At 68.2% G+C, this 26,902-nt stretch carries 23 protein-coding genes and 1 tRNA gene; 5 read left to right on the forward strand and 19 right to left on the reverse strand.

The annotated features are described in order from the left end of the window. Positions 1–23: 23 nt before the first annotated feature. The 6 genes from D107_RS0103965 to aceE form a co-directional block, all read right to left on the reverse strand. The gene (locus D107_RS0103965) at positions 24–1,940 is read right to left on the reverse strand and encodes a diguanylate cyclase (RefSeq protein ID WP_018880830.1); all 1,917 of its coding nucleotides are present in this window, start codon (positions 1,938–1,940) and stop codon (positions 24–26) included. 118 nt (positions 1,941–2,058) lie between these two features. Beyond that, the gene (locus tag D107_RS0103970; RefSeq protein ID WP_018865838.1) at positions 2,059–3,282 is read right to left on the reverse strand and encodes an argininosuccinate synthase; all 1,224 of its coding nucleotides are present in this window, start codon (positions 3,280–3,282) and stop codon (positions 2,059–2,061) included. Between the two features lie 57 nt (positions 3,283–3,339). Beyond that, positions 3,340–4,311, reverse strand: coding sequence for an OmpA family protein (locus tag D107_RS0103975; protein ID WP_018880831.1), 972 nt, complete (start codon positions 4,309–4,311; stop codon positions 3,340–3,342). A 6-nt stretch (positions 4,312–4,317) separates the two neighbouring features. Next, positions 4,318–6,102, reverse strand: a complete 1,785-nt coding sequence (lpdA, locus tag D107_RS0103980; RefSeq protein ID WP_018880832.1) for a dihydrolipoyl dehydrogenase — start codon at positions 6,100–6,102, stop codon at positions 4,318–4,320. A 19-nt stretch (positions 6,103–6,121) separates the two neighbouring features. After that, the gene (gene aceF, locus D107_RS0103985; RefSeq protein WP_081619353.1) at positions 6,122–7,528 is read right to left on the reverse strand and encodes a dihydrolipoyllysine-residue acetyltransferase; all 1,407 of its coding nucleotides are present in this window, start codon (positions 7,526–7,528) and stop codon (positions 6,122–6,124) included. Further along, positions 7,470–10,133, reverse strand: a complete 2,664-nt coding sequence (gene aceE / locus D107_RS0103990; protein WP_018865842.1) for a pyruvate dehydrogenase (acetyl-transferring), homodimeric type — start codon at positions 10,131–10,133, stop codon at positions 7,470–7,472. The genes aceF and aceE overlap by 59 nt, the downstream gene beginning before the upstream one ends. Before the next feature lie 297 nt (positions 10,134–10,430). Between aceE and rnt the strand changes: the two genes are divergently transcribed. Next, positions 10,431–11,117, forward strand: a complete 687-nt coding sequence (rnt, locus tag D107_RS0103995; protein ID WP_018876042.1) for a ribonuclease T — start codon at positions 10,431–10,433, stop codon at positions 11,115–11,117. A 294-nt stretch (positions 11,118–11,411) separates the two neighbouring features. Here rnt and grxD read toward each other — a convergent pair whose 3' ends face one another. The 9 genes from grxD to D107_RS0104045 all read right to left on the reverse strand — a co-directional run bounded on the left by grxD (position 11,412) and on the right by D107_RS0104045 (position 19,181). Next, the gene (gene grxD, locus D107_RS0104000) at positions 11,412–11,741 is read right to left on the reverse strand and encodes a Grx4 family monothiol glutaredoxin (RefSeq protein ID WP_018876041.1); all 330 of its coding nucleotides are present in this window, start codon (positions 11,739–11,741) and stop codon (positions 11,412–11,414) included. Positions 11,742–11,822: 81 nt separating this feature from the next. Next, positions 11,823–12,917 carry a redox-regulated ATPase YchF gene (gene ychF, locus D107_RS0104005; RefSeq protein ID WP_026280739.1) on the reverse strand — a complete coding sequence of 365 codons (1,095 nt, stop codon included), beginning with the start codon at positions 12,915–12,917 and terminating at the stop codon, positions 11,823–11,825. After that, complete coding sequence (gene pth / locus D107_RS0104010) at positions 12,914–13,537, reverse strand: aminoacyl-tRNA hydrolase (protein WP_018880835.1); 624 nt, start codon at positions 13,535–13,537, stop codon at positions 12,914–12,916. The genes ychF and pth overlap by 4 nt, the downstream gene beginning before the upstream one ends. Positions 13,538–13,562: 25 nt before the next feature. Next, a complete protein-coding gene (locus tag D107_RS0104015) occupies positions 13,563–14,264 on the reverse strand; it encodes a 50S ribosomal protein L25/general stress protein Ctc (RefSeq protein WP_018877276.1) in 702 nt (233 codons plus the stop codon). Between the two features lie 123 nt (positions 14,265–14,387). Continuing rightward, positions 14,388–15,326 carry a ribose-phosphate diphosphokinase gene (locus tag D107_RS0104020; protein ID WP_196799341.1) on the reverse strand — a complete coding sequence of 313 codons (939 nt, stop codon included), beginning with the start codon at positions 15,324–15,326 and terminating at the stop codon, positions 14,388–14,390. A 298-nt stretch (positions 15,327–15,624) separates the two neighbouring features. Next, positions 15,625–15,699: transfer RNA gene (locus tag D107_RS0104025), tRNA-Gln, on the reverse strand. A gap of 229 nt (positions 15,700–15,928) precedes the next feature. Continuing rightward, complete coding sequence (gene ispE / locus D107_RS0104035) at positions 15,929–16,810, reverse strand: 4-(cytidine 5'-diphospho)-2-C-methyl-D-erythritol kinase (protein WP_018876038.1); 882 nt, start codon at positions 16,808–16,810, stop codon at positions 15,929–15,931. Further along, a complete protein-coding gene (gene lolB / locus D107_RS0104040) occupies positions 16,807–17,451 on the reverse strand; it encodes a lipoprotein insertase outer membrane protein LolB (protein WP_018876037.1) in 645 nt (214 codons plus the stop codon). Before lolB ends, ispE begins: the two co-directional genes overlap by 4 nt. A 14-nt stretch (positions 17,452–17,465) precedes the next feature. After that, the gene (locus D107_RS0104045) at positions 17,466–19,181 is read right to left on the reverse strand and encodes a tetratricopeptide repeat protein (RefSeq protein WP_369772230.1); all 1,716 of its coding nucleotides are present in this window, start codon (positions 19,179–19,181) and stop codon (positions 17,466–17,468) included. Positions 19,182–19,339: 158 nt separating this feature from the next. Between D107_RS0104045 and hemA the strand changes: the two genes are divergently transcribed. The 3 genes from hemA to prmC are packed head-to-tail and all read left to right on the forward strand — an operon-like array spanning position 19,340 to position 22,574. Continuing rightward, positions 19,340–20,638: a glutamyl-tRNA reductase gene (gene hemA / locus D107_RS0104050; RefSeq protein WP_018876035.1), complete on the forward strand. Its 1,299-nt coding sequence runs from the start codon at positions 19,340–19,342 to the stop codon at positions 20,636–20,638. Beyond that, positions 20,635–21,720 carry a peptide chain release factor 1 gene (gene prfA / locus D107_RS0104055; protein WP_018876034.1) on the forward strand — a complete coding sequence of 362 codons (1,086 nt, stop codon included), beginning with the start codon at positions 20,635–20,637 and terminating at the stop codon, positions 21,718–21,720. The genes hemA and prfA overlap by 4 nt, the downstream gene beginning before the upstream one ends. Further along, entirely contained in the window at positions 21,720–22,574 is an 855-nt protein-coding gene (prmC, locus tag D107_RS0104060; protein ID WP_018880837.1) for a peptide chain release factor N(5)-glutamine methyltransferase, read from the forward strand. Before prfA ends, prmC begins: the two co-directional genes overlap by 1 nt. Positions 22,575–22,669: 95 nt before the next feature. Here the strand turns inward: prmC and D107_RS0104065 are convergent, their stop codons facing one another. Further along, positions 22,670–23,032: a hypothetical protein gene (locus tag D107_RS0104065; protein WP_018865854.1), complete on the reverse strand. Its 363-nt coding sequence runs from the start codon at positions 23,030–23,032 to the stop codon at positions 22,670–22,672. Positions 23,033–23,211: 179 nt separating this feature from the next. Between D107_RS0104065 and D107_RS0104070 the strand changes: the two genes are divergently transcribed. After that, on the forward strand, positions 23,212–23,967 hold the full coding sequence (locus D107_RS0104070; RefSeq protein WP_018865855.1) for a molybdopterin-synthase adenylyltransferase MoeB: 756 nt from the start codon (positions 23,212–23,214) through the stop codon (positions 23,965–23,967). A gap of 18 nt (positions 23,968–23,985) precedes the next feature. On the opposite strand, the gene D107_RS0104075 is transcribed toward D107_RS0104070, so the two are convergent. From D107_RS0104075 to gatB, 3 genes are all read right to left on the reverse strand, one after another. Beyond that, the gene (locus D107_RS0104075) at positions 23,986–24,402 is read right to left on the reverse strand and encodes a hypothetical protein (RefSeq protein ID WP_018865856.1); all 417 of its coding nucleotides are present in this window, start codon (positions 24,400–24,402) and stop codon (positions 23,986–23,988) included. A 147-nt stretch (positions 24,403–24,549) separates the two neighbouring features. After that, positions 24,550–25,446, reverse strand: a complete 897-nt coding sequence (gene hslO, locus D107_RS0104080) for an Hsp33 family molecular chaperone HslO (protein WP_018877270.1) — start codon at positions 25,444–25,446, stop codon at positions 24,550–24,552. An 18-nt stretch (positions 25,447–25,464) separates the two neighbouring features. After that, entirely contained in the window at positions 25,465–26,898 is a 1,434-nt protein-coding gene (gatB, locus tag D107_RS0104085) for an Asp-tRNA(Asn)/Glu-tRNA(Gln) amidotransferase subunit GatB (protein ID WP_018876030.1), read from the reverse strand. Positions 26,899–26,902 lie beyond the last annotated feature (4 nt).

The following is a 26,902-nucleotide window of genomic DNA, read 5'->3' on the forward strand; positions in this document are numbered from 1 at the left end:
CGCAGGCCGGGGACCGGATCGCCTCAGGATCCGGCAATCGGATGGATATCCGCCTTGCGCGCGAGCCCGACCTGGCCGCGACCCTGGTCCTTGGCGTGGTAGCAGGCCCGGTCGGCGGCGACGAACGCCTCGTCCACGCCGGGGATATCGGGCCCCAGCTCGACCACGCCTACCGATGCGCCAATGGTGACGTCACGTGCTTCGACCTGCAACGGCCGGTCACCGAGGGCCGAGCAGATGCGCTGACCAAGAATACGCCCATACTCGGCGTTGGTGTCACGGGCAATGATCGCAAATTCGTCGCCCCCGATCCGGGCCACGGCGTCATGGCCGCGGGTCAACTGGCGCAGGACATGGGCCACCTGACGCAGCAGGTCGTCGCCCACGCGGTGTCCATGACGGTCGTTGACCTCCTTGAAGTAGTCGAGGTCCACCAGCAACAGGCTGGCCACCGCGCGATTCTCGCGGGCCGCGTGCATCGCGATCTCCAGTTCGCGCTCGAAGGCGCGCCGGTTCAGCAGGCCGGTCAGTCCGTCGTGGCTGGCCTCGTGCACGAGGCGGTCGACCAGCCGACGCTCCTCGGACACGTCCGTCAGCACCAGCAGGGTACGGACCGAACTGCCGGCCACCGGATCCAGGGCCGTACGGGCGATGCGCACGATCAGTTCGTGCCCGTCGCGCCGGACCAGGCGCGCATCCGAGCGCTCGCCCAGGACCTGGTCGAGCCGTTCGCCCCGGGCATTGTCCGGTAACAGCGGGCGGCCCGTCCCGAGCTCGCGCAGGTCGAGGAGCTGGTCCAGCGAGCAGCCCAGGACCTGATCGCGGGTCAGTCCGGCCAGATCCCGGGCCGCCGGGTTCACGTAGGAGATGCCGCCATGCGCATCGAGGGTGATCACCGCATCGGGGATCGCGTCCATGCTGCGTTCCAGGTTGTGCCCGGAGCGCCGCACCCGGGCATGGACCCGGGACACATACAGCAGTGCCACCAGCGCAACCGCCGCCAGCACCGACACCAGCCACAGGAGATGGCCGCGCAGCCAGGCCAGGACATCAAACGGCTGCGGGGCGTACAAACCCACCCCCAGTTCGTACATCAGGCCGTGCACGTCCTCGTAGGAACGCGGCGCGGCCCAGCCTCCGATACCGGCCGCCCGGCTGGCCGGATGCCCCTCGTCCAGCGAGAGGGTCGCCAGCAGGATCGCGTGGGCGAGCCCGGCGTCCAGGTCACCGCGCATGGCCAGCGGCCACTCGGGATACAGTCGCGTGCTGGCGCGGTAGGTGAACGAGGGAAAGGCGCGTTCGCCGACCACACGGACCTGGTCCACCCGCGGATCCCCGCGGGCCGCGAGATCTTCCAGGATGCCGGTGCGAAAGGTCGCGGCATCGACCTCGCCCTGCAGCACCCAGTCGAGCCCGCGACCGACCGGGAAGCCGGTGAACACCAGCGCCGCCAGGTCGCTTTCGACATCCAGACCGGCCGCCTGCAACTCGCGCCAGGTCATCCACCAGCCCCCGAAGGCGTCGGGGTGCACGGCCGACAGTCGCTGCCCCCGCAGGTCGTCCAGCTCTACCAGATCCTCGCGATCGGCCCGCGTGATCACCACCGCACCGAAACGATCCTCGTCACGGCCAACCTGGCGCGGCTGCATGGTGGCGATGCGGGAGATGCCGTGCTGCTGCTCCAGCATCACGTAGGAACCGCTGTTGGTCAGGATCAGATCGAAGCGACCTTCCGCCACGGCCGCCTGCAACCCATCGTTGTCCACGGGTTCAAGTTCGAAGGACGCGCCGTCCACCTGTTCCGACAGGTACTCGGCGAACGGGGTCCAGCGGCTGCGCGCGACCTCGTCCCCACGGTGCGCGAGGACCCCCAGCACCAGCCGCTTTTCGGCGGGGGCGTCGGCGTCGCCCGCTCCCGCGGCCGGCAGCGCACCGGGCATCCACCACCCGAGCAGTACAAGAAGCAGCAGGCCCGCCCCTCCCAGCCCCCACGCCACGCCGGTGCGCCCTTCCAGGGTACATCGGGACCGCGGAGGCTGGTGGTCGCGGTCCGTCATCTCATGTGGGCTTCCGATTGCGGCTGGCGGCGATGCGCAGGCGCAGTGCGTTCAGGCGAATGAAGCCCTCGGCATCCTTCTGGTCGTAGGCGCCGGCATCGTCCTCGAAGGTGGCGATCGCGTCGTCGAACAGGGTGTCCTCGGAGCGGCGACCGGCGACGATCACGTTGCCCTTGTACAGGCGCAGGCGCACCTCGCCGTTGACCACGCCCTGGGTGTCGTCGATCGCGGCCTGCAGCATGCGCCGCTCGGGGCTCCACCAGTAGCCGTTGTAGATCAGGCTGGCGTAGCGCGGCATCAGCTCGTCCTTCAGGTGCGCGGCCTCGCGGTCCAGGGTGATCGACTCCAGCGCGCGGCGCGCCTTGAGCAGGATGGTGCCGCCCGGGGTCTCGTAGCAGCCGCGCGACTTCATGCCGACATAGCGATTCTCGACAATATCCAGACGCCCAACACCGTGGGCCCCGCCACGCTCGTTCAGCTTCGCGAGCAGTTCCGCCGCACTCAGGCGCTCGCCGTTGATCGAGACCGGATCGCCCTTCTCGAAGCCGATCGTCAGCGTCTCGGATGCATCCGGCGCGGCCTCCGGCGAGACCGACCAGCGCCACATGTCTTCCTCGGCCTCGGTCCACGGGTCTTCCAGCGGCCCGCCCTCGTAGGAGATGTGCAGCAGGTTGGCATCCATCGAATACGGCGACTTGGTGCCCTTCTTGGCGTAGTCCACCGGGATACTGTGCTGTTCGGCATAGGCCATCAGGCGCTCGCGGGAGTTCAGGTCCCACTCGCGCCAGGGGGCGATCACCTGGATGCCCGGCTTCAGCGCATAGGCCCCGAGCTCGAAGCGGACCTGGTCGTTGCCCTTGCCGGTGGCGCCGTGGGCGATGGCGTCGGCGCCGGTCTCCTCGGCGATCTCCACCATCCGGCGCGCGATCAGCGGTCGCGCAATCGAGGTGCCCAGCAGGTACTCGCCCTCGTAGATGGTGTTCGCGCGGAACATCGGGAACACGTAGTCGCGCACGAAGGTCTCGCGCAGGTCCTCGATGTAGATCTGCTTGACCCCCAGGGCCTCGGCCTTGGCGCGGGCCGGCTCGACCTCCTCGCCCTGGCCCAGGTCGGCGGTGAAGGTGATCACCTCGCAGCCATAGGTCTCTTCCAGCCACTTGAGGATGACCGAGGTATCCAGACCGCCGGAATAGGCGAGGACGACGCGATTGATCGAGGAGCTCATAAAAATGCCAATCCTTGTCTTAACGTGAAGATATAGTCGTTTTGGTGAACGGCGTCACTACCACGCCGGGGTACCGGAGGGCGCCGACGGCGCGGATACCGGGCGTTCGACCGGTGCTGGGGCCGCCTCCGCCGAGGACCCCTCCAGGCCCTGGCCCGGCTCCTGGGGCACGCGATCTCGGTCCAGCCACCAGATATCGCTGCGCCGCGACGCCGGGCGGGCACCCTCGGCGGCCGGATCCACACCGGCCGCTTCGATCTCGATTCCCCGGGCCGGCACACCCGCTTCCACCAGGGCGTCCCGCACGGCCTCGGCCCGGCTGCGGCTAAGGCGACGGTTGAGCGCCAGCGGCCCCGTGGCATCGGTCCAGCCCACGACCCGAACCCGGGGATTCTCTTCCGCCGCGAGGGCACGCGCGGCCGCCTCCAGCTCCGCGCGTGCCTCGGCATTCAGGCGATCACTGGCGGTCTCGAAGTAGACGCGCCAGCGATCCAGCGCAGCCATTTCGGGGGCGGCGGCCGGGTCGGCCTGCCCCGCGCGGCAGGCGCGAAAGTCCTGTGCGCGCAGGGCAAACCGGATGCCGCGGAAGTGGACCGACCCGTCACCATCGGGAAAATCGATACGGACGTCGTGCCCCGCCAGCAAGCGTGCCTTCAGGGGCTGGACCATGCCCTGAGGGACCCGGAACAGCCGGGCTCCCCGGGCCTGCAGACGCAGATCCAGCGGGGCATGTGTAGCCGGCCGCAGCCATTCCGGAGCACCCGTGCGCAGACGCGGCGCGGCATCCTCCGGCATCGCATACGGGGCCTGCCAGAAGGCCGCGGTCACCAGCCCGGGGCGCTGATCGAGACGCAGCACCCCTCCGTGGCGCACGGTCTGCTCGATACGACAGGTGGCATCGTCCTCGACGAGTTGCCAGTCACTGCGCTCCAGCGGATCGCTGTAGGGTTCGGCGCCGGCCGTCGCCACGCCGACACCCAGCACCAGGATGGGGAGTGCACGACGCAGCCACTGGCTCGGGCCGGCCATGAAGGTCTAGCGCTTCTTCGGCGGCAGGATATCGGTGATCGAGCCGTGCGCGACCTCGGCGGCGAAGGCCACCGTCTCGCTGAGGGTCGGGTGCGGATGCACGGTCAGGCCGATATCTTCCATCTCCGCCCCCATCTCCAGCGCCAGCATCGCCTCGCCGATCAGATCGCCGGCGGAGGGCCCAACCAGGCCGGCACCGATCACCCGACCCTCGGCGTCGAACAGCAGCTTGGTCATGCCGTCCTCGGCGCCCAGCGCGATCGCGCGACCGGAGGCGGCCCAGGGGAACACGCCCTTGGTGTATTCGATGCCGTCGGCCTTCGCCTGTTCCTCGGTCACGCCCATCCAGGCGACCTCCGGATGGGTATAGGCCACCGACGGGATCGCGCGCGCGTCGAAGTGCACCTTGTGCCCGGCGATCACCTCGGCCGCCACCTTGCCCTCGTGGGTGGCCTTGTGCGCCAGCATCGGCTGGCCGACCACGTCACCGATGGCGAAGATGTGCTCGACATTGGTGCGCTGCTGGCTGTCGACCTCGATAAAGCCGCGGTCGGTTACCTGCACGCCCGCCGCCTCGGCCTTGATCTTCGCACCGTTCGGGCTGCGCCCCACGGCGACCAGCACGCGGTCGAAGGTATCCTCTTCCGGCAGGCCCTTGGCCTCGCCCTCGAACTGGCAGACGATGCCGGCCTTGGTGGCCTTGGCCTCGGTCACCTTGCTCTTGAGGAAGATGTTCTCGAAACGCTTCTTCGCGCGCTTCTCGAACGGACGCACGATGTCGCGATCCGCCCCCGGCATCAGGGTGTCGGACAGCTCGACCACAGTCACCTTGCTGCCCAGCGCCTCGTACACGCAGGCCATCTCCAGACCAATGATGCCGCCGCCGACCACCAGCATGCGCTCGGGGATCTCCGCGAGATCCAGGGCGTCGGTGGAGTCCATCACCCGCTCGTCGTCCCAGGGGAAGCCGGGCAGCTTGATCGCCTGTGAACCGACCGCGATGATCGCGTGCTCGAAACCGATCACCTCGCGACCGTCATCGCCCTCAACCGCGATGCTGTTGGCGCCGACAAACTCGCCGACACCCTGCACCACGCGCACCTTGCGCTGCTTGCACAGCTGCTTGAGCCCGCCGGTCAGCTTCTTGACCGCGTTGCCCTTGTAGCCACGCAGTCCGTCGAGGTCGATCTCCGGTTCGCCGAACTTGATGCCCAGCGCGGCAAAGCGCTCGGCCTCGTGCAGCACCTCGCCGGCATGCAGCAGCGCCTTGGACGGGATACAGCCCACGTTCAGGCAGACCCCACCGATCTGCGGGTAGCGTTCGACCATCACCACGTCCAGCCCCAGGTCCGCGGCGCGGAAGGCGGCGGTGTAGCCACCGGGGCCGGAGCCCAGCACCAGCACCTGGCACTGGCTGTCGGTGTTCGGGTCAGCGGCCGCCTTGGGTGCGGCCTTCTGCGACTCGCTCGCGGCGCCCGATTCCGCCTTGGCGGATTCGGCCTTGTCGCCACCGGCTGCGGGGGCGTCCTCGCTTCCGCTCGCGGCCTCGCCACTGGCCTCAAGATCCAGGAGCTTGCTGCCCTTGGAGACCTTGTCGCCGACCTTCACATGCAGCTTCTTCACCGTACCGGCCTCGGGGGCGGGTACGTCGATGGTCGCCTTGTCGGACTCCAGCGTGATCAGCGGGTCCTCCGGTGCGATCTCGCTGCCCGGCTGTACCAGGACCTCGATGATCTCGACGTCCTTGAAATCCCCGATATCCGGGACCTCGATGGTCTTGGTCTGGCTCATCCAGTCACTCCGGTTGCGATTACAGAAGCATGCGGCGCATGTCGGACAGCAATGCGCTCAGCGTGGTGGCGAAGCGGGCGCCCAGGGCGCCGTCGATCACCCGGTGATCGTACGACAGCGCCAGCGGCAGGATCAGGCGCGGCTCGAACTCCTTGCCATTCCACACCGGCTTCATGCTGGAGCGCGACACACCGAGGATCGCCACCTCGGGGGCGTTCACGATCGGAGTGAACTGGGTGCCGCCGATCCCGCCGAGGCTGGAGATGGTCAGGCAGCCGCCCTGCATGTCCGCGGGCTTGAGCTTCTTGTCGCGGGCGCGCTGGGACAGGTCCATCAGCTCAGCGGCGATGTCGACCAGGCTCTTGCGGTCGACGTCGCGCACCACCGGGACGACCAGGCCGTCCGGCGTGTCCACCGCGATGCCGAGGTTGTAGTACTGCTTCAGGATCAGGTTCTCGCCGGTCGCATCCAGCGAGGCATTGAAACGCGGGTACTGCTTGAGCGCGGAGACCACCGCCTTCATCAAAAACGGCAGGAAGGTGACCTTCACGCCCTTCTTCTCGTACTCGGCCTTCAGCGACTTGCGGAAGTCCTCGAGCTCGGTGATGTCGGCCTCGTCGAACTGGGTCACGTGCGGGACAGTGACCCAGTTGCGGTGCAGGTTCTTGCCGGTGAGCTTGTTGATCTTCGACAGCGGCTGGGTCTCGATCGGGCCGAACTCGGAGAAGTCGATCTCCGGCATCGGCTCGACCCCCAGGCCGCCGCCGGCACCCTGACTCAGCGCGCGCTTGACGAAGCCCTGCACGTCCTCGCGCAGGATGCGCCCCTTGCGCCCGGAACCCTCGACCTTGCTCAGGTCCACGCCCAGCTCGCGCGCGAACTTGCGCACCACCGGCGAGGCATGGGCCTTGCGGAAGGCCGACTCGTCACGGATGTGTTCGGTCGGCGACGGCCGCGGATCGGCCCGGTCGGCGGCCTTCGGGGCAGGCTGCGACTTCTCGGCCTCGGGGGCCGGCTCGGCCGGGGCCTCCGCGGAAGACGGCGCTTCCTGCTTCGGTGCCTCGTCCTTGGCGGAGGTGTCCTCGGCGGCACCCTCGTCGGAGGGCTCCAGTTCCAGGATCGGGTCGCCCTCGTTCACGCGGTCGCCGGCCTTTACCTTCAGCGCCTTCACGGTGCCGCCCTGCGGGGCGGGGATCTCGATGGAGGCCTTGTCGGATTCCAGCGTGATCAGCGGGTCCTCGGGGGAAACGGTGTCCCCCGGGCTGACGATGACCTCGATGATCTCGACGTCCTTGAAGTCGCCGATATCCGGGACGTGCACAGTAGTCGTGTTGCTCATGTCTGCTCCTGCCTCGGGTCCGGCGGCCTCAGGCCTGCAACGGGTTGGGCCGTTCGACGTCGATCTTGTACTTCTTGATCGCGTCACTCACGGTCTTGACCTCGACGGTCCCGGCATCGGCCAGGGCCTTCAGGGCCGTGACCGCGATGTGGTAGCGATCCACCTCGAAGTGGCGGCGCAGCGCGGCGCGGGTATCCGAACGGCCGAAGCCGTCGGTCCCCAGCACACGGTAGTCGGCCGGCACAAAGGCACGGATCTGGTCGGCATAGGCCTGCACGTAGTCGGTCGCGGCGACCACCGGCGCATCCGAATCACCCAGGCATTCCTCCACCCAGGATGTGCGCGGTTTGGCGTCCGGGTGCAGGCGCGCATGGCGCTCGGCATCGCGGCCGTCGCGGGCCAGTTCGTTGAAGCTGGTCGCGCTCCAGACCTCGGCGGCCACGCCGAAGTCCTGGTCCAGCAGTTCGGCGGCGGCAATGGCCTCGCGCAGGATGGTACCGGAGCCCAGCAGGCGCACCTTCTTTTTCTTGCGCCCGCCGGCCTGCAGCCGGTACAGGCCGCGGCGGATGCCTTCCTCGGCGCCCTTCGGCATGGCCGGCTGCGGGTAGTTCTCGTTCATCACGGTGATGTAGTAGAAGACGCTTTGCTGCTCCGCGTACATGCGGCGCATGCCGTCCTGCACGATCACCGCCAGCTCAAAGGCGAAGGTCGGGTCGTAGGCGATGCAGTTGGGCACGTTGGCGGCCATCATCAGGCTGTGGCCGTCATCGTGCTGCAGGCCCTCGCCGGCCAGCGTGGTGCGCCCGGCAGTCGCCCCCATCAGGAAGCCGCGGGCACGCATGTCGCCGGCGGCCCAGATCAGGTCGCCGACGCGCTGGAAGCCGAACATCGAATAGAAGATGTAGAACGGCACCATCGCCACGCCATGCGTGGAATAGGAGGTGGCCGCCGCGATCCAGGAGGACATGGAGCCGGCCTCGTTGATCCCCTCTTCCAGGATCTGGCCCTTCTTGTCCTCCTTGTAATACATCACCTGGTCCTTGTCCTGCGGCTCGTAGAGCTGGCCGACCGAGGAGTAGATCCCCAGCTGACGGAACAGCCCTTCCATGCCGAAGGTGCGCGCCTCGTCGGGCACGATCGGGACGATGTTCTTGCCGATCTTCTTGTCGCGCGCGAGCAGGGTCAGCAGACGCACGAAGGCCATGGTGGTGGACATCTCGCGCTCGCCGGAGGCCTCCAGCAGACCATTGAAGGCATCCAGCCCCGGGATCTCCAGCGGGGTGGCCAGCGGGCGGCGCACCGGCAGGTAGCCACCGAGGTCCTTGCGCCGCTCGTGCATGTACTTCATCTCGTCGGAGTCGGGGTCCGGCTTGATGTACTCGGCCTTCTCCACCTGCTCGTCCGACAGCGGGATATTGAAGCGGTCGCGGAACTGCTTCATGTCGTCCGCGTCCATCTTCTTCTGGCTGTGGGTGCGGTTCTGCGCCTCGCCCGCCGCGCCCATGCCGTAACCCTTAACCGTGTGCGCGAGGATCACGGTCGGCTGGCCCTTGTGCTCGGCCGCCGCCTTGTAGGCCGCATAGACCTTGACCGGGTCATGGCCGCCGCGATTCAGGCGCCAGATGTCCTCGTCGGACATGTTGGCCACCATGCGCTTGAGCTCGGGGTACTTGCCGAAGAAGTGCTCGCGCACGTAGGCGCCGTCGCGCGACTTGTAGTTCTGGTAGTCGCCGTCGACCGCCTCCATCATGCGTTTCTGCAGCAACCCGTCGGTATCCTTGGCCAGCAGCGGGTCCCAGTAGCGACCCCACAGCACCTTGACCACGTTCCAGCCGGCACCGCGGAAGATCGCCTCCAGCTCCTGCACGATCTTGCCATTGCCACGCACCGGGCCGTCCAGACGTTGCAGGTTGCAGTTCACCACCCAGGTCAGGTTGTCCAGCTTCTCGCGCGAGGCCAGCGTGATCGCGCCCAGGGTCTCCGGCTCGTCCACCTCGCCGTCACCGACAAAGCTCCAGACGCGACGGTTCTCGGTCTGGGCCAGGCCGCGATCCTGCAGATAGCGCATGAAGCGCGCCTGGTAGATGCTCATGATTGGTCCCAGACCCATGGACACGGTCGGGAACTGCCAGAAGTCCGGCATCAGCCACGGATGCGGGTAGGAGGACAGGCCCTTGCCATCGACCTCGCGACGGAAGTGGTCCAGCTGCTCCTCGCTCAGGCGGCCCTCCATGAACGCGCGGGCATAGATCCCCGGCGAGGAATGCCCCTGGGCAAACAGCAGGTCGCCACCATGATCGTGCGACGGGGCATGCCAGAAGTGGTTGAAGCCGACGTCATACAGCGTGGCGGCGGACGCGAAGGTCGCGATATGCCCGCCCAGCTCGGCCGAGGCGCGGTTGGCCTTGACCACCATGGCCATCGCGTTCCAGCGGATGTAGGAACGGATGCGGTGCTCCACCGCGCCGTCGCCCGGATACTCGGGCTCCAGGTGGGTGGGGATGGTGTTCACATAGGCGGTATTGGCGGAGTACGGCAGGTAAGCCCCGCTGCGGCGCGCCTTGTCGACCAGCCGTTCGAGGAGGGCATGCGCCCGCTCGGGGCCATCCGTCTCCAGCACGGAGGCCAGGGCGTCGATCCACTCCTGGGTCTCCTGCGGGTCGATATCGTGTTCGGTCGCGTTCGGGTCCATGCGCTCTACCCCTGAAAACGGGTTGGAAATCGGGTTGCCACTAAAGGGCCGGGCCACCGGGCGGTCGGGCATTTGCTACCATGCGCCGGTGTCGGGCGGGCATAAAAGGCGCAAGTATCCCGACTGTGCCGCCAACAGGTCAAGCGAAAGCCTTCTATGGCGCCGATCGTCGGGGAAAACTGAGGGAACGTGCGCAATCCGCACCCATTCCGCCCGAACCTATGGAAGCTGGACCCGCACCCGACCCGGCACCGTCCACATCCCGAACCAACGCCCCGCGCGAAACCGAGTACCCCAATGCCCGAATCCCTGCAGCTGGACCCCAACCACCGCCCGATGGCGAACCGCTTCCGCGGCTTTCTTCCGGTGGTCGTCGACGTGGAAACCGGTGGTTTCGACTGCCGCCGGCATGCCCTGCTGCAAATCGCCGCGGTATTCCTGCGTCGCGACGCGAACGACCACCTGGTGCGCGATCGCACGGTGAGCCTGCATGTGCGCCCGTTCGAGGGCTCGGAACTGGACCCGAAGTCACTGGAAGTAAACGGGATCGACCCCTACCACCCGCTGCGGGCGGCCTGGCCGGAGGATCAGGCCATGGGCAAGCTGTTCAGCGAGGTACGCCGGGAGGTCAAGGTGAACCACTGCAAGCGCGCGGTCCTGGTGGGGCACAATGCCCACTTCGACCTGGGCTTCGTGCACGCGACGGCGGAACGCTGCGGCATCAAGCGCAACCCGTTCCACCCGTTCTCCAGCCTGGACACGGTATCGCTGGCGGCCCTGGCCTTCGGCCAGACCGTACTCGCGCGCGCGGCCGATGCCGCGGGGCTGGGATGGGATACGGAGGCCGCCCACAGCGCCTCCTTCGACGCGGAAAAGACGGCGGACATCTTCTGCCAGATCGCGAACCGCTGGCAGGACGGGGTCGGCGTACCGGCGAACGCCCTGCGCCTGCCCGATCCGGAAGAACTGCCACCAGGCAGCTGAGCCCGACGTCGCCCCCGTCATGACGAGGCGCCGCAGGGTCGGTGGCACAAAAGCGCGAAGGGCATTGAAAGGCCGCGGGGGCCACCCACGGAGATCGCCACGCCGCTGCGCGGCTCGCGATGACACAACCGCAACCCCGTCATTGCGAACCCCGCAGGGGTGAAGCAATCTCCCGGCGCGCGGGCACGAAGCGGGAGCAGGTGGCCACGTCAGGAGATCACCATGGCCCCGGACGGGGCCTCGCGACGACGGATCTCGGGTGTGCCGCAGCCAGCGGCTGCGGCACAAGCCGCTTTAGCTCGCGGCGCGCTTGGCGTGGGCCTCGTCGACCATCTTCTTCAACTCGCCGCTCTCGAACATCTCGAGGGTGATGTCGCAGCCGCCAATCAGTTCGCCGTCGATATAGACCTGGGGGAAGGTCGGCCAGTCGGCGAAACGCGGCAGGTTCTGCATAACCTCCTGGTCCGCGATCACGTTCACGTAGCCGAATTCCTGGTCGCAGCGCTTCAGCGCCTCCACTGCACGGCTGGAGAAGCCGCACATGGGGAACTGCGGGGTGCCCTTCATGAAGATCACCACCGGGTTTTCTTCCACCTGCTGGCGGATACGATCCATTACGTCCATTACTGTACTCCGAGATTGGGTGCCGAACAGGGCGCCAGGCGGCAGGGCCCGACGCCCCCGGGTCAATTCCTAGTATAACGCTCAGACATTGAAGCGGAAATGTACCACGTCGCCTTCCTTGAGCACGTATTCCTTGCCCTCGAGGCGCCATTTCCCCGCGTCCTTCGCGCCCTGCTCGCCGTTGTGGGCCACGAAGTCGTCGTAACCGACCACCTCGGCACGGATGAAACCGCGCTCGAAATCGGTGTGGATCACCCCGGCCCCCTGCGGCGCGCTGGAGCCCTGGCGCACGGTCCAGGCGCGGACCTCCTTCTCGCCGGCGGTGAAAAATGTCTGCAGGCTCAGCAGGCGATAGGCGGTGCGGATCACCCGGTCCAGCCCCGGCTCTTCCAGCCCCAGATCGGCCAGAAATTCCGCGCGCTCCTCCGGGTCGAGCACCGCGATCTCCGCCTCGATGGCAGCGCAGACACTGACCACCTCGGCGCCCTCCTCGGCCGCTCGAGCCCGCACCGCCTCCACCATCGCGTTGCCCGCGGCCAGCGAGGCCTCGTCGACATTGGCGATGTACATCAGCGGCTTGAGGGTCAAAAGATGCAGATCGTACAGAGCCCGGCGCTCGTCCTCGTCCAGATCCTGGGCCCGCGCGGGAACCCCCTGATCCAGGCCGGCCCCGACCTTCTCGGCGGCCTTGAGCTGGGCGATCGCGGTCTTGTCCTGCGACTTGGCCGCCCGTTCCAGACGCTTCAGCGCCTTGTTCACGGTCTCCAGATCCGCCAGCATCAACTCGGTGCTGATGGTCTCGATGTCGGCGATCGGATCGACCTTGCCGGCGACATGCACAATGTCGTCGTCCTCGAAGCAGCGCACCACCTGCGCGATGGCGTCGGTCTCGCGGATATGCGCCAGGAACTGGTTGCCCAGCCCCTCGCCCTGGGCCGCCCCGGCTACCAGCCCGGCAATGTCCACGAACTCGACCGTGGTGGGAAGCGTGCGCTGGGGCTTCACGATCTCGCTCAGCCGGGTCAGGCGCGGATCCGGGACCTCCACCACGCCCACGTTCGGATCGATCGTGCAGAAGGGATAGTTCTCCGCGGCGATCTCCGCACGCGTGAGGGCATTGAACAGGGTGGACTTGCCGACGTTCGGCAGACCCACGATCCCGCATTTAAGACTCATCGGGTTTCCTCGGAATTCGTGGCCGGCTTCGAGTTGCCGCCATGCAGATTGCGCACCGCCTCGTCCCAGCGTCCAGCCACCAGCGCAGGCACCTGATCCAGGGCCTTGTCGATGGCCTCCTCGATCGCCTGGGTATCGGCCTTGCCGGGACGGTCCAGCACGAAGGGCACCACATCATCGCGATGCCCCGGGTGGCCGATGCCGACCCGCAGCCGAGCGTAGTTCGGGCCGCCCAGGTGTCGGTGCAGATCCCGCAGGCCATTGTGGCCGCCATGCCCGCCACCCATCTTCAGCCGCACCACGCCCGGATCAAGGTCCAGTTCGTCATGGACGACCAGGATGCCCTCGGGGGGTATACGGTAGAAATCGGCGCACTTGCGCACCGGCAGGCCGCTCTTGTTCATGAAGCTCATGGGCTTGAGCAGCCAGCAGTCGCCCGCGGGCAGATTGAGGCGGGCCGCCTCGCCATCGAAGCGGCTCTCGGGGCGAAAGTCCGCGCCATGCCGGCGGGCCAGGGTGTCCACAAACCAGAAACCCGCGTTATGCCGGGTTTCGGCATAACGCGGGCCCGGGTTGCCCAGCCCGACCACCAGACGAATCGGTTCGGGTTGGATCGCCATCGTTCAGGCGGCAAGCCGCAGGGGCTTACTCCTTGTCCCCGGACTCCGACTCGTCGCCGGAGGCCTCTTCGCCACCCGCGGCTTCCTCGCCACCTTCGGCCTCGGCAGCCTCGCCTTCCCCGACCTCTTCTTCCTCGGTCTTGGCGGCGCGCGGCAGCAGGACGCTGACCACGGCGTAGTCGTATTCCTCGCCATGCATCAGCGCGACACTCTGCACGCCTTCCGGCAGCTTCAGCTCGGAGATATGCAGGGTGTCGCCGACATCCATCTCGACGACATCGATATCGATGGACTCGGGCAGATCGCCCGGCAGGCACTCGACCTCGAGCTCGTTGATCATGCGGCTGACCATGCCGCCGCCCAGCTTCACGCCCTTGGCCTCTTCCTCGTTATGGAAGTGCAGCGGCACGCTGACGCGGATCGGCTGGTTGGCGCTCACGCGCATCAGGTCGACGTGGTAGATGGTCGGCTTGAACGGATGGCGCTGCACGTCGCGCAGGATCGCCTTCTCGGTCTTGCCGTCCAGCTTCACGCTGAGGATGTGCGAGTAGAACGCGTCTTCCTTCAGGTTATGGACCATCGCGTTGTGATCCAGCGTGATGGCCACGGCGTCCTTGTCCGCCCCGTACAGGATGGCGGGCAGCTTGCCGGCGCGACGCAGGCGGCGGCTCGCACTCGAACCCTGTTCGTCACGCTTCTCGGCTTCAATGGTAAAGCTCATGCTCATTGCTACGGTCTCCAAAATGAAAGGCGCTTCACCCGAAGCGCCCTGAACACACCCCGCCCGCGACCAGGCGGGGCGCTGAAGGGAGGCGAACCTCCCGAAATCGTTTTCGGCCCGACGCTCTCGCTAGTCCATGAACAGCGAACTGACGGATTCCTCGCGGTTGATGCGGCGGATGGTCTCGGCCAGCATCTCCGCCACCGACAACTGCCGGATCTTGTCGCAGCTCTGCGCGTTGGGCTGCAGGGCCAGCGTGTCGGTCACCACAAGCTCGTCAAGCGCCGAACCGTTTATGTTATCAATTGCCGCGCCAGAAAGCACGGGGTGCGTGGCGTAGGCCATCACCGAGTGCGCCCCGTGTTCTTTCAGGGCCTTTGCGGCCTGGCACAGCGTGCCGGCGGTATCCACCAGGTCATCGATGATGATGCAGGACTTGCCGCGCACGTCACCGATGATGTGCATCACCTCCGACTCGTTCGCGCGCGGGCGGCGCTTGTCGATGATCGCCAGGTCGGCGTCGTCCAGCCGCTTGGCGATCGCGCGGGCGCGCACCACCCCGCCGACATCCGGCGACACCACGGTCAGATCGCCCGAGACATGCCGCCAGACATCGCCCAGCAGGACCGGCGAGGCATAGATGTTGTCTACCGGGACGTTGAAGAAGCCCTGCACCTGGTCGGCGTGCACGTCAATCGTCAGCACGCGGTCCGCGCCGACCGCCTCGATCATGTTCGCGACCACCTTGGCCGAGATCGGCACCCGCGCCGAGCGCACGCGCCGATCCTGGCGCGCGTACCCGAAATACGGGATCACCGTGGTAATGCGGCCGGCCGAGGCGCGGCGCAGCGCATCCACCATGATCACCAGCTCCATGATGTTCTCGTTGGTTGGCTGGCCGGTCGGCTGGATCAGGAACACGTCGCGACCGCGGACGTTCTCCAGCAGCTCGACCTGCACCTCGCCATCACTGAAACGTCCGACGATGGCCTTGCCCATGGGCAGCCCCAGGTGCTCGGCAACGGCCTGGGCGAGACGCGGGTTCGCATTGCCCGCGAAGATCATCATGCGATTCTTGTCGACCACGGTTCGTCCCGGTCTGGATGGAGTGGGGCGGGCTGCGATATCGCCCGGGCCCCAGTATAGACCCCGGTGCTGGGCCGGGGTCTTGATGGTTGTGCCTCGCGCCTTTCTGGCGCGAGGCGGGAAATGGCTGGGCCGGCAGGATGATGGCGCTACGCGCCACCCTTCGGGCGCCACCTGCGGTGGCGTGCGCTCGCGGCTACGCCGCTCGAGTCGAACCCGGTTCTCACCCTGTCGGCCCTTTGGCCGGCGCCGCGGCGCCATGCGCCGCGGTTTCGTTGTATGGCTGGGCCGGCAGGATTCGAACCTGCGCATGGCGGGATCAAAACCCGCTGCCTTACCGCTTGGCTACGGCCCAATAACTCACTGGACTCTATTGTACTGCCCGGCCGGCGTCGTGCCCGGCACATCCCGCGGATCGGCGGCGCCGATCCGGGCCGGCAGGATGATGGCGCTGCGCGCCACCCTTACGGGCCGTCACCTTCGGCGACGGTCGGTCGCGGCTGCGCCGCTCGCGTCGAACCTGGCGCTTAGCGGGATCAAAACCCGCTGCCTTACCGCTTGGCTACGGCCCAATAACTCTGGACTTACTCTGTCTCGACACCGCCTGGCGGCAGCCAGGCCCGCAGGGGCGACACGTTTACCAGCGGTGTCACCCAGCTGCGCCACGGAGCCGGCTGCGCGGACTGCGCCGCCCCAGCGGCCGCTTCGTCGGGGAACACCCCGAACACGCAACCGCCACTCCCGCTCAGGCGCGCCCGCGGCGTCTGCTCCGCCAGCCAGTGCAGCGCTCGATCCACCTCCGGATAACGAGCCCGCACCACCGGTTCGAACACGTTGACGAACCGGCTGGCGTCGACGGCGGACGAAATTGTCTCGGTGGGGCAGTCGCGTGTCAATTCCGCACACCCGAACATCGCCCCGGTGGCGACCGAAACCCCGGGGTCGATCAGCAGGATCCAGCCGGTATCCGGGGCCACGGCCGTGAGCCGCTCGCCCACACCCTCGGCCCAGGCTGCCTGGCCGACCACGAACACCGGTACGTCGGCACCCAGCTCCAGGCCGATCCCCACCAGCTGCTCGACATCACACCCCAGCTCGAACAGGGCATTCAAGGCCACCAGCGTGGTGGCGGCATCGGAACTGCCGCCCCCCAGGCCACCGCCCACCGGGATCCGCTTGTCGAGATGGATACGCACGCCAAATGGGGTCTTCGCCACCCGGGCCAGGCGCCGGGCCGCGCGCAGGCACAGGTTGTCGGCCCCGTCGATGGCCGCGCCCGCCATCTCGAAGCGCCCCGCCGGCAGGGGCTCGAAGCGCAGGCGATCCTCCAGCCCGAGGAACTGGAACACCGTCTGCAGCTCGTGATATCCGTCCGCCCGCCGGCCGGTGATATGCAGGAATCGATTGATCTTGGCGGGCGCGGGAAAAGTGGTGTCGAAGGCCCCGCCCGCGACGGCAGCGGTCATGACGGATCACCACCAAGCTGCCAGCGACCGATGCGGGCCCGCAATTCCACCCCTTCGCGCTCCAGCACCATGGTGACCGGCATCGCCAGGCCGTCGATTTCCTCGAACTCGTTGTACTCGATGGTCCAGCCGGACTGGTGGATCTCCAGTGGCCGGCCGTCCGCGTCGACATCCAGCTGGTACGAGGCCTCGGGGTGGAGCAGGCCACGCACCCAGTAGACCATGCCGCTGACCGGGATCGACTCGCCCAGGACCCGCGCGACGAGCGCATCCGGGTCCTGCGCCTGGAAACGCTCGCCGGACCGGGTCACCAGCAGCGCGCGGCCGTTCTCCGACAGCGTCAGCCGGCCACCACCGCGCCCCATCGGGCCGGACAGGTCCAGCACGTGCTGACCTTCCTGCACCCGCCAGTTGAGCTGGGCGGACCAGTATTCCTCACCGGAGGCCAGCCCCAGGCGCGCGACCAGTCGCCAGCTGTCCAGCGCCTCCAGCTGTGCGGTGCGGGCCTCGAAGGCGGCCTCGGCGGCCGGCGAGGTATCCGCCTCCGGCAGGGGCGCGGCACAGCCACCCAGCAGAAGACCCAGGCCGACCAGCAGACCGGCCAGCCTCGCCCCGCCCGCAAGATCCCCGGGCTTCCGCATCCCCGCAGCCCGACTCATTCGATCAGGTCGTTGCGTACGCGCTGCAGGCGTTCATGATCGGGCTCGCGCTCCAGCGCAGCCTCGAGGATCTCCCGCGCCTCGTCGCGCGCACCTCGCTCCCAGAGGACGACGGCCAGATTGCTGGCGATCTCGCCGTCGTCCGACAGCGAGTACGCGCGGCGAAGCTGCGTCTCGGCCTCCTCCAGCCGGCCCAGGCGATACAGCACCCAGCCGTAGCTGTCGATGATGGCGGCATCGTCCGGCTCCTGCTCGTAGGCACGCAGGATCAGGTCATAGGCCTCGTCATACCGCTCGGTGCGATCCGCCAGGGTGTACCCCAGCGCGTTCAGGGCCGCGACGTTCTCGGGATCGGACTCGAGGATCGTGCGGAAATCGGCCTCGGCGGCCGCGATGTCGTCTTCGCGCTCGTGGACCAGACCCCGCAGGTACAGCAGCCGGGTATCCCCGGGGAACTGCACCAGCCCGCGATTCAACCGGGCGCGTGCCTCGGCATAGTCGCCGATCTCGCGCAGTGCGTTCGCCTCCGCCAGATAGGCGCGCCGGGCCAGATCGTCGTCCACGCCCTGCTGCATCGGCGCAAACAAGTCGCGCGCCGCTTCTTGGCCGTCGTGCCGCAGCGTCAGGCGCGCACTGCGCAGGCGTGCATCATCGGCGTGATCGCCCCCCTCTACGCGGCCATAGGCGGCCAGGGCGGCGTCCGGCTCGTCGGCCATCTCGTGCAGCCGACCGAGGTAGTAGGCGACATCGTTCTCGCGCTCCCCCAGTGCGTCCAGGCGCTCCAGATAATCCCGGGCCGGCCCCAACTGCTCCGCCTCCAGGTTCATCAGGGCCAGCGCCAGCAGGAGCTGGGTATCCTCCGGCGCCAGCTCCACCAGGCGATCCATCTCCTCGCGGGCGAAGGCGTCATCCTCCATTTCGGTCAGGACGCGCGCGTAGCCCAGCCGGGCCTCGCGGCTCTCCGGATGCGCCTCCACCGTCGCGCGCAGGGTCTCGATCGCGGCGTCCTCCTGCCCGGCCTCGCTCTGGGCTCGCGCATGCAGCAGCTGCAGCGGCACCGAATCCGGGAAGCGCTCGCTGGCCGGCCCGGTCACCGCCAGCACCTCCTCGCCCGGCTCGCCGAAGCGCAGCGCGGCCTCGGCCAGTACACGGTGGACACCGACATCGTCGCTGCGCCGCTCGGCGAGCAGCCGCATGGTCTCCAGGGCGGCGGCCTGGTCCTGGGCCTGGCCGATCACACCGCCCAGCGTGGCGTTGGGGTCGCCACCCTGCACCACCACCCGATTCATCAGCGAATCCAGCTGCTCGGCCGCCTGTTCGGCATCCCCCGCATTGATCCGCAGCACCGTCGAGACCTGGCTGGCCTCCATGCTCTCCGGCGCGAGCCGCAGCCAGCGGTCGGCCGACCGCTGGGCCTGCTCGTGATCGCGCGCGAACAGCGCGATGCGCGTGGCGCGTTCGGCAATGGCGGGATCGTCACTCAGCAGGGCCGCCGCCCCGTAGTAGCGCGCGGCCTCGGCATGCTCGCCGGAACGCACCGCGATCTCGGCGGCCAGCACGCTGAACATCAGCGCGGCCTCCGGATCCTCGGTCTGCATCAGCGGGAGCACCTCGGGGCGATCCGACTCCGGCGGTTCCGAGGCATCCAGTTGGGTGTGCGCGCAGCCCGCCAGGGAGAACACGGCGGTCAGCGCGAGCAGGCTTCGAATCATCTTGTATCCAGTCGGCATCAGCACAGGCATACCGGGTGGGACGGGGCAGGCACCTGCGGGGTTCCATCCCCGCCGCAATCCACCGCAAGCCTACAGCACAGTACACTATCGGGAAATTCGGCCACGCGCCCGCGTTTTCCGGCACAATACGCGCCAGCATGCTGTTCACTCTCGGGATCAATCACAAGACGGCACCGGTCGCCATTCGCGAGCGGCTTTCCGTCAACGAGCACGAGCTCGGCGAGGCCCTGCACTCGCTGCGCTCCGGCGTGCTGCTGCCGGAAACCGCGATCCTGTCGACCTGCAACCGCACCGAGGTCTACTTCCGCGAGGGCGACCCCCACAGCGAACAGCGCGTGCTCGACTGGATCGGCGGCTACCACGGCATCGACCGCGACGAACTGAAGCCCTACCTCTATCTGCACCACGACGGCTCCGCCGTGCGCCACACCCTGCGCGTGGCCAGCGGGCTGGACTCCATGGTCCTGGGCGAGCCGCAGATCCTGGGACAGATGAAGACCGCCTACCAGCATGCCCACGACGCCGGCACGCTGGGGCGTTCGCTGGAACGGCTGTTCCAGCACGCCTTCGCCACCGCCAAGGATGTACGCACCCAGACTGCCATCGGCCAGAGCGCCGTTTCGGTGGCCTTTGCAGCCGTTTCGCTGGCGCGCCAGATCTTCGGTGACCTGAAGCCCCTGACGGCCATGGTCATTGGCGCCGGCGAGACCATCGAACTGGCCCTGCAGCACCTCTCCGGTGGCGGCATTGGCAACGTGATCGTGGCCAACCGCACGGTCGAGCGCGCCCGCGCGGTGGCCGGGCGTTTCGACGCCGAGGCCATCAGCCTCGACCAGCTCCCGGACCGCCTGGCCGATGCCGATATCGTGATCTCCTCCACCGCCGCGCCGTTGCCCATCCTGGGCAAGGGGGCGGTGGAACGCGCCCTGCGCAAGCGGCGCCACAAGCCGATGTTCATGGTGGACATCGCCGTGCCGCGCGACATCGAGCCCGAAGTGGGCCAGCTCGAGGACGTCTACCTCTACACCGTCGACGACCTGCAGGAGGTCATCGACGAGAACATGGCCTCGCGCCAGGCCGCGGCCGAACAGGCCGAAGAGATCATCACCCAGCGCGCCGGCGAATTCATGCGCTGGCTGCGGGCCCGCGACTCGGTGGACAGCATCCGCCAGCTGCGCCAGCGCGCCGACAGCGTGAAGGCGGAAGCCCTGGCGAAAGCCGAGGCGATGCTGCGCGCCGGCAAGTCGCCGGAGGAGGCGATGCAGCTCCTGGCGCACAACCTGACCAACAAGCTGATGCACGCCCCCTGCAAATCGCTGAACACCGCGGCCCACGAGGGCGACGCCCGCCTGCTGGAGGCCGCGCACCGCCTGTTCCAGCTACCGGCCCCGGAAGACGACCCCGGCAACGATCCCGACTCCGGCACCCATTCGTGAAGGCCTCGTTCCGCACCAAGCTCGAGGGCCTGGCCGAGCGCCACGCCGAGATCGCGCAACTGCTGGCCACCCCGGATGCCGCCGAGGACCCGGACCAGCTGCGTCGTCTGTCCCAGGAATACAGCCAGTTGGAGCCGGTCGCCGAGGCCTGGAAGGCCTGGCACGAAAACCACGCCGCACTGGACGAGGCGCGCGCGATGCTCGCGGAGGACGACCCCGAACTGCGTGCGATGGCCGAGGCCGAGATCGAGGCCCTGACCGAACAGACCGAGGCCCTGGAGGCCGAGCTCTACCGCCACCTGATCCCGAAGGACCCGCACGACAACGCCAACGTGTTCCTCGAGATCCGCGCCGGCACCGGCGGTGACGAGGCCGCGCTGTTCGCCGGCGACCTGCTGCGCATGTACACCCGCTACGCCGAGCAGAAGAACTGGAAGCTGGAGATCCTCAGCGCCAGCGAAGGCGAGCATGGCGGCTACCGCGAGGTGATCGGGCGCCTGGCCGGTCAGGGCGCCTACTCGCGACTCAAGTTCGAATCCGGGGCCCATCGCGTGCAGCGCGTCCCCGAGACCGAATCCCAGGGCCGCATCCACACCTCCGCGGCCACGGTCGCCATCCTGCCGGAACTGGAGGAGGTCGAGATGCCGGAGATCAACCCGGCCGACCTGCGCGTGGACACCTTCCGCGCCTCCGGCGCCGGTGGCCAGCACGTGAACAAGACCGACTCCGCGGTGCGCCTGACCCACTTGCCCACCGGCATCGTGGTCGAATGCCAGGAAGAACGCTCGCAGCACAAGAACCGCGCAAAGGCCATGACCTATCTGGCCGCACGCATGTTCGAGGCCGAACGCGAGGCCCAGGCCGCCGCGCAGAGTGCCGAACGCAAGGGGCTGGTCGGCAGCGGCGACCGCTCCGAGCGCATCCGCACCTACAACTTCCCGCAGGGCCGCGTGACCGACCACCGCATCAACCTGACCCTGTACAAGCTGGAACAGGTGATGGCCGGTGATCTCGACCCGGTCATCGACCCGCTGATCCACGAATACCAGGCCGAGCAGCTCGCCACCCTCTCCGAAACGTAATGGAAACCCCGGCCACGCTGGACAGCCTGCTGCGGGACCTGCGTGCCCGCCTGGAGGCCGCCGGGATCGAGGCGCCCGGACTCGAGGCCCGCATGCTGCTGGGCGCCGCCACCGGCCTGGACACCGCGCAGCTGATCGCCCACGGCACCGACCCCGCCACGGCCGAACAGGCCGCCCGCGCCGACACGCTCTGCCAGCGCCGCTGCGCCGGCGAACCGATGGCCCACATCCTCGGCCGACGCAGCTTCTGGACACTGGACCTGGGCATCTCCCCCGCCTGCCTGATCCCGCGCCCCGAAACCGAGCTGCTGGTGGAACAGGCCCTCCTGGCCATCGACACGCTCGCAACCGACACCCCCTGGGTGCTGGACCTCGGCACCGGCCCCGGTACCATCATCCTGGCACTGAAAAGCGAACGCCCGCGCATCCGGGCCTTCGCCAGCGACCGCAGTCATGCGGCGCTGCAACAGGCGCAGACCAACGCGCGCGACCTGGGGCTGCCGGTCGGGCTGTGGCAGGGCGACTGGCTGGACGCGCTGACGCCAACGGCAGGGCTGGACATCATCACCTGCAACCCGCCGTACATCGACCCGGATGATCCGCACCTGACCCGTGGCGACCTGCGCTTCGAACCGCGCTCGGCCCTGGCGGCGGACGCCCATGGCCTGGCCGACCTGTACCGGGTGATCGATACCGCCCGGCCCCACCTGAATCGCGGCGGATGGCTGCTGCTGGAACACGGCTTCGATCAGGGCCCGGCCGTGCGGGACCGCCTGCAACAGGCGGGCTACCGGGCGATCCGGACCTTGAGGGACCCCGCCGGCCAGGAACGGACCACGCTGGGGATGCACTGACCTTGGGCGACCACTGAATCAGTTGGCGCTTGCAACCATCACGAAAAAGCCCCGGCCAGGGGCCGGGGCTCGCGTTGCATCAGGCTGCGTCCGGATCAGAGCGGCAGGCGCAGGTGCAGGTTGACCGAGCCGCTGGGCGAAGAACGGTGGCGGTAGCGGCTCGAGCGGTTGTCATAGTAGTGGTAGTGATGATGCTCGTAGCTGCGCGAGTGCTTGTGGTGGCCGCGGCCGCGGTGTTTCGCGCGCTTGGCCTGCTTGTGGCCGTGGGCACCCGGGTGGCCGCGGTAGTGCTTGTACCCCCGAGAATGTCCATGCCGCACAGGCTGCAGCGCGGCGGCATCGAAGCTGGCGGCACCCGCCGCCTGCATCGGGCCGGTGACCGGATGGGCCGCATGGGTGGGGGCGGCCAGGGCAAGCGCCAGCAAAGCCGCAGGTACCAGAATCGTGAGTCGCTTCATAAGTGATCCCTCCTTCCATTCGGGTCGTCCGCGCGCTCCTCAGGAGCGTCGACCGACCCGTGGTTGTGGCAGGATTGCCAGGATTCAGCCTATTCCGCGTTCCTGAACGGTACCCAACTGAGGCCGCCGGCGAGCGTGACGCCGGTTACAATTTCGGCCTTTCTCCGGAGACCTGCTCCATGGATGACGACCAGCTCCTGCGGTACAGCCGCCAGATCATGCTCCCCGGCGTGGGGGTGGAGGGTCAGGAGGCCCTGCAGCAGGCGCATGCGGTGATCATGGGACTGGGCGGGCTGGGCTCTCCGGTCGCCGCCTATCTGGCGGCGGCCGGCGTGGGCCGCCTGACCCTTGTGGACCCGGACCACGTCGAGGTGACCAACCTGCAGCGCCAGATCCTGCATACCGATGCCGACATCGGCCGCGACAAGGTCGCCTCGGCGACCGACCGCATCGCCGCGATGAACCCCGCCTGCCGGGTGGAGGCGCGCGCCGAACGTCTCGACGACGCGGCCATGCGCCGGCTGTTCGCCGACGCCGACGCGGTCCTGGACGGCACGGACAACTTCGCCGCCCGCGGGGCCATCAACCGGGCCGCGCTGGCAGCCGGCACGCCACTGGTCTCCGGCGCCGTGATCCGTTTCGAGGGGCAGCTGACCACCTTCGACTACCGCGATCCCGAGGCGGCCTGCTACCACTGTCTCTACGGCGAAGGGGGCGGCGACGAGGACACCTGCGCCGCAAACGGGGTGCTGGCCAGTCTGCCCGGCGTGGTCGGCAGCCTGCAGGCCACCGAGGCGCTGAAGCTGCTGATGGGCCTGCCGACCCTGAGCGGCCGGCTGCTGATCCTCGACGGACTGGCCATGCAGTTCCGGGAGATTCGCCTGCGGCGCGACCCCGGCTGCCCCGCGTGTGGCCACCGCCACGCCCCGTCCTGAACCCGGGGCAACCCCGATTCAGGCGCAGGAGCGCGGATTAAACGGCAGGACCTTGCCGGAGGCCGCCGGCGGCCCGGCCTCGGCCAGTGCGGCCGCGAGCTCCGGCTCCATCGCCGACAGGGTGCGGTTCATCACCATGCTGGCCATGGCGTGGAACAGCAGCAGTTCGCAGGCCACTGGGCGATGCAGGCTGCGCCGCCCCCGGGAGTGAAAGGCGGTCCAGGCGACCACCGGCATATCGTTCAGCACCCGGTCGACCACAATCCACGCATCGCGCTGGAGGATCAGGTCGAGATGCTTCAGCCCCGGCGGCGACAGGCGCACCTCCGGCCCCAGACGGGCCAGGGCACGCCGCACCTGGTTGAAGTAACGCGCCTCCACCAGCCAGCCGGGGCGGACATCCAGGGTCGGGATTTCGGTATGCCGGGAATACATTGCGCCCCCGTCTGCGAACGCTGCTAGATCAGTCCTGCTTCTATAGCAAGACCACGGGCGCTCGGGGGCTCGGCCCGCGCCCGGCCGGCGACCGGGGGTCACGGCGGGCTAACGAGAGGGTGCGGCGGGAGGGCCGCAAAGGGCTGACTACTGACGGGTGTCCGGGGTCGGGGGCTGGGTACCCTCGGCGGCGCAGAGGGCCTCGGCATCGACCGGGTCGAAGTGGTAGTGGGCGTTGCAGAATTCGCAGGTCACATCCACCGCGCCCTGCTCCTCGATGATGCCGCGGATCTCGTCACGGCCGAGGCTGCGCAGGGTCTCGCCGATACGCTCGCGGGAACACGGGCAGTGAAAACTGACGCCCGTGCCGTCGAACAGGCGCACGCGCTCTTCGGCGAACAGCCGGCCCAGCAGCGTGCCGGCATCCAGCTCCAGCAACTCCTCGGCGGTGGTGGTCTCGGCCAGGATCGTCGCGCGGTTCCATGCCTCCGAGTCCCGCGTGACCGCATCGCCGCCCTCGCCCGGGAGCGCCTGCAACAGCATGCCGGCCGCGGACTCCGACCCGCTGGCCAGCCACAGCCGGGTCGGCAGCTGCTCCGAACGCTCGAAGTAGACATTCATGGCATCCGCGAGGGTCTCGCCCTCCAGCTCGACCACACCCTGGTAGCGCTCGCCACCGTCGCCGGGGTCCAGCGTCAGCATCAGCCGCGCGTCCTCTCCGGCGCACTCGGCCAGTGTGGCGCCCTCGGGCGGCGTCTCGCGAAAGCGGGCGAGCCCGCGCAGCCGGCCCTGGCCATCGGCCTGGGCCACGATCATGTGCACGGGGCCGGGACCGGTCACCTGCAGGATCAACGAGCCATTGAACTTGAGCGTGGCCGCGGTCAGGGCCACGGCCGCATAGGCCTGGCCCAGCAGATCGCGCACCAAGGGCGGGTACTCGTGGCGCTGCAGCAGGGCCTGCCAGGCGGCGTCGAGGTGCACCCATTCACCACGCACCCCGGCCTCCTCCAGCATGAAGCGATGCAGGGTGTCGGCCTCACGCATGGGATCGCGGTCCGCGCATCAACCGTCCAGCTTCGCCTTCAGGCGCTCGTTGACCTGGGCCGGGTTGGCCTTGCCCTGGGTGGCCTTCATCACCTGGCCGACGAAGAAGCCGAACAGCTTGTCCTTGCCGCCGCGGTACTGCTCGAGCTGCTGCGGGTTGTTGGCCATGACCTCGTCGATGATGGCGTCGATCGCGCCGGTGTCGGTGATCTGCTTGAGGCCCTTGGCCTCGATCACCGCGTCGGCGTCGCCCTCGCCGTTCCACATCGCCTCGAAGACCTCCTTGGCGATCTTGCCGGAGATGGTCTCGTCCTGGATGCGCGCGATCAGTCCGGCCAGGCCGTCGGCGTTGACCGGGGCCTCCCCCAGTTCCACCTCGGAGCGGTTGAGCGCGGCGGAGAATTCGCCCATCACCCAGTTGGCGGCCAGCTTGGGTGCATCGCAGCCGGCGGCCACGGCCTCGTAGAAGTCGCCCATCTCGCGGGTCGCGGTCAGCACGCCGGCGTCGTAGTCCGACAGGCCGTACTGCTCGACGAAGCGCGCGCGCTTGGCGTCCGGCAGCTCCGGGAGCTTTTCGCGCACGGTCTCGATGAAGGCGCTGTCCACGACCAGTGGCAGCAGATCCGGATCGGGGAAGTAGCGGTAGTCGTTGGCCTCTTCCTTGCTGCGCATGGAACGCGTCTCGTCGCGGTCCGGGTCGTACAGGCGGGTCTCCTGGACCACCGTGCCGCCACTCTCGATCACGTCGATCTGGCGTTCGACCTCGAAGTTGATCGCGCGCTCGACGAAGCGGAAGGAGTTCAGATTCTTCAGTTCCGCGCGGGTACCGAACTCGGTCTGTCCCTTCGGTCGGATCGAGACGTTCGCGTCACAGCGGAAGCTGCCTTCCTGCATGTTGCCGTCGCAGATATCGAGATAGCGCACCAGCGAGTGCAGCTTCTTCATGTAGGCGACGGCTTCCTTCGCGGAGCGCAGCTCCGGCTCGGAGACGATCTCGATCAGCGGGGTACCGGCGCGGTTGAGGTCGATACCGGTCATCGCCTCGAAGCCCTCGTGCAGGCTCTTGCCGGCGTCCTCCTCGAGGTGCGCGCGGGTCACCCCGATGCGCTTGGTCGTGCCGTCTTCCAGCTCGATATCCAGGTGCCCCAGGCCCACGATCGGCAGCTCGAACTGCGAGATCTGGTAGCCCTTGGGGAGATCCGGATAAAAGTAGTTCTTGCGCGCGAACACCGAGCGCGGGGTGATCTCGGCGTTGATCGCCAGCCCCAGCATCACGGCCCGTTCGACCGCGCCCTGGTTCAGCACCGGCAGCACGCCCGGCATGCCCAGATCCACCGGGCAGGCCTGGCGGTTGGGCTCGGCGCCGTAGGCGGTGGGCGCCCCGGAAAAGATCTTGGAGACGGTATTGAGCTGGGCATGAATCTCCAGCCCGATGACGGTTTCCCATTCCATGCGG

This window comes from Thioalkalivibrio sp. ALE30 (genome assembly GCF_000377465.1).
Classification (GTDB): domain Bacteria; phylum Pseudomonadota; class Gammaproteobacteria; order Ectothiorhodospirales; family Ectothiorhodospiraceae; genus Thioalkalivibrio.

What these genes read in the sequence shown, in the direction of transcription:
- D107_RS0103965 (WP_018880830.1), bottom strand. Translation starts at nt 1,940, where the DNA reads ATGCCCGGTGCGCTGCCGGCCGCGGGAGCGGGCGACGCCGACGCCCCC.
- D107_RS0103970 (WP_018865838.1), bottom strand. Translation starts at nt 3,282, where the DNA reads ATGAGCTCCTCGATCAATCGCGTCGTCCTCGCCTATTCCGGCGGTCTG.
- D107_RS0103975 (WP_018880831.1), bottom strand. Translation starts at nt 4,311, where the DNA reads ATGGCCGGCCCGAGCCAGTGGCTGCGTCGTGCACTCCCCATCCTGGTG.
- lpdA (WP_018880832.1), bottom strand. Translation starts at nt 6,102, where the DNA reads ATGAGCCAGACCAAGACCATCGAGGTCCCGGATATCGGGGATTTCAAG.
- aceE (WP_018865842.1), bottom strand. Translation starts at nt 10,133, where the DNA reads ATGGACCCGAACGCGACCGAACACGATATCGACCCGCAGGAGACCCAG.
- rnt (WP_018876042.1), top strand. Translation starts at nt 10,431, where the DNA reads ATGCCCGAATCCCTGCAGCTGGACCCCAACCACCGCCCGATGGCGAAC.
- grxD (WP_018876041.1), bottom strand. Translation starts at nt 11,741, where the DNA reads ATGGACGTAATGGATCGTATCCGCCAGCAGGTGGAAGAAAACCCGGTG.
- ychF (WP_026280739.1), bottom strand. Translation starts at nt 12,917, where the DNA reads ATGAGTCTTAAATGCGGGATCGTGGGTCTGCCGAACGTCGGCAAGTCC.
- pth (WP_018880835.1), bottom strand. Translation starts at nt 13,537, where the DNA reads ATGGCGATCCAACCCGAACCGATTCGTCTGGTGGTCGGGCTGGGCAAC.
- D107_RS0104015 (WP_018877276.1), bottom strand. Translation starts at nt 14,264, where the DNA reads ATGAGCATGAGCTTTACCATTGAAGCCGAGAAGCGTGACGAACAGGGT.
- D107_RS0104020 (WP_196799341.1), bottom strand. Translation starts at nt 15,326, where the DNA reads ATGATGATCTTCGCGGGCAATGCGAACCCGCGTCTCGCCCAGGCCGTT.
- ispE (WP_018876038.1), bottom strand. Translation starts at nt 16,810, where the DNA reads ATGACCGCTGCCGTCGCGGGCGGGGCCTTCGACACCACTTTTCCCGCG.
- lolB (WP_018876037.1), bottom strand. Translation starts at nt 17,451, where the DNA reads ATGCGGAAGCCCGGGGATCTTGCGGGCGGGGCGAGGCTGGCCGGTCTG.
- D107_RS0104045 (WP_369772230.1), bottom strand. Translation starts at nt 19,181, where the DNA reads ATGATTCGAAGCCTGCTCGCGCTGACCGCCGTGTTCTCCCTGGCGGGC.
- hemA (WP_018876035.1), top strand. Translation starts at nt 19,340, where the DNA reads ATGCTGTTCACTCTCGGGATCAATCACAAGACGGCACCGGTCGCCATT.
- prmC (WP_018880837.1), top strand. Translation starts at nt 21,720, where the DNA reads ATGGAAACCCCGGCCACGCTGGACAGCCTGCTGCGGGACCTGCGTGCC.
- D107_RS0104065 (WP_018865854.1), bottom strand. Translation starts at nt 23,032, where the DNA reads ATGAAGCGACTCACGATTCTGGTACCTGCGGCTTTGCTGGCGCTTGCC.
- D107_RS0104070 (WP_018865855.1), top strand. Translation starts at nt 23,212, where the DNA reads ATGGATGACGACCAGCTCCTGCGGTACAGCCGCCAGATCATGCTCCCC.
- D107_RS0104075 (WP_018865856.1), bottom strand. Translation starts at nt 24,402, where the DNA reads ATGTATTCCCGGCATACCGAAATCCCGACCCTGGATGTCCGCCCCGGC.
- hslO (WP_018877270.1), bottom strand. Translation starts at nt 25,446, where the DNA reads ATGCGTGAGGCCGACACCCTGCATCGCTTCATGCTGGAGGAGGCCGGG.
- gatB (WP_018876030.1), bottom strand. Translation starts at nt 26,898, where the DNA reads ATGGAATGGGAAACCGTCATCGGGCTGGAGATTCATGCCCAGCTCAAT.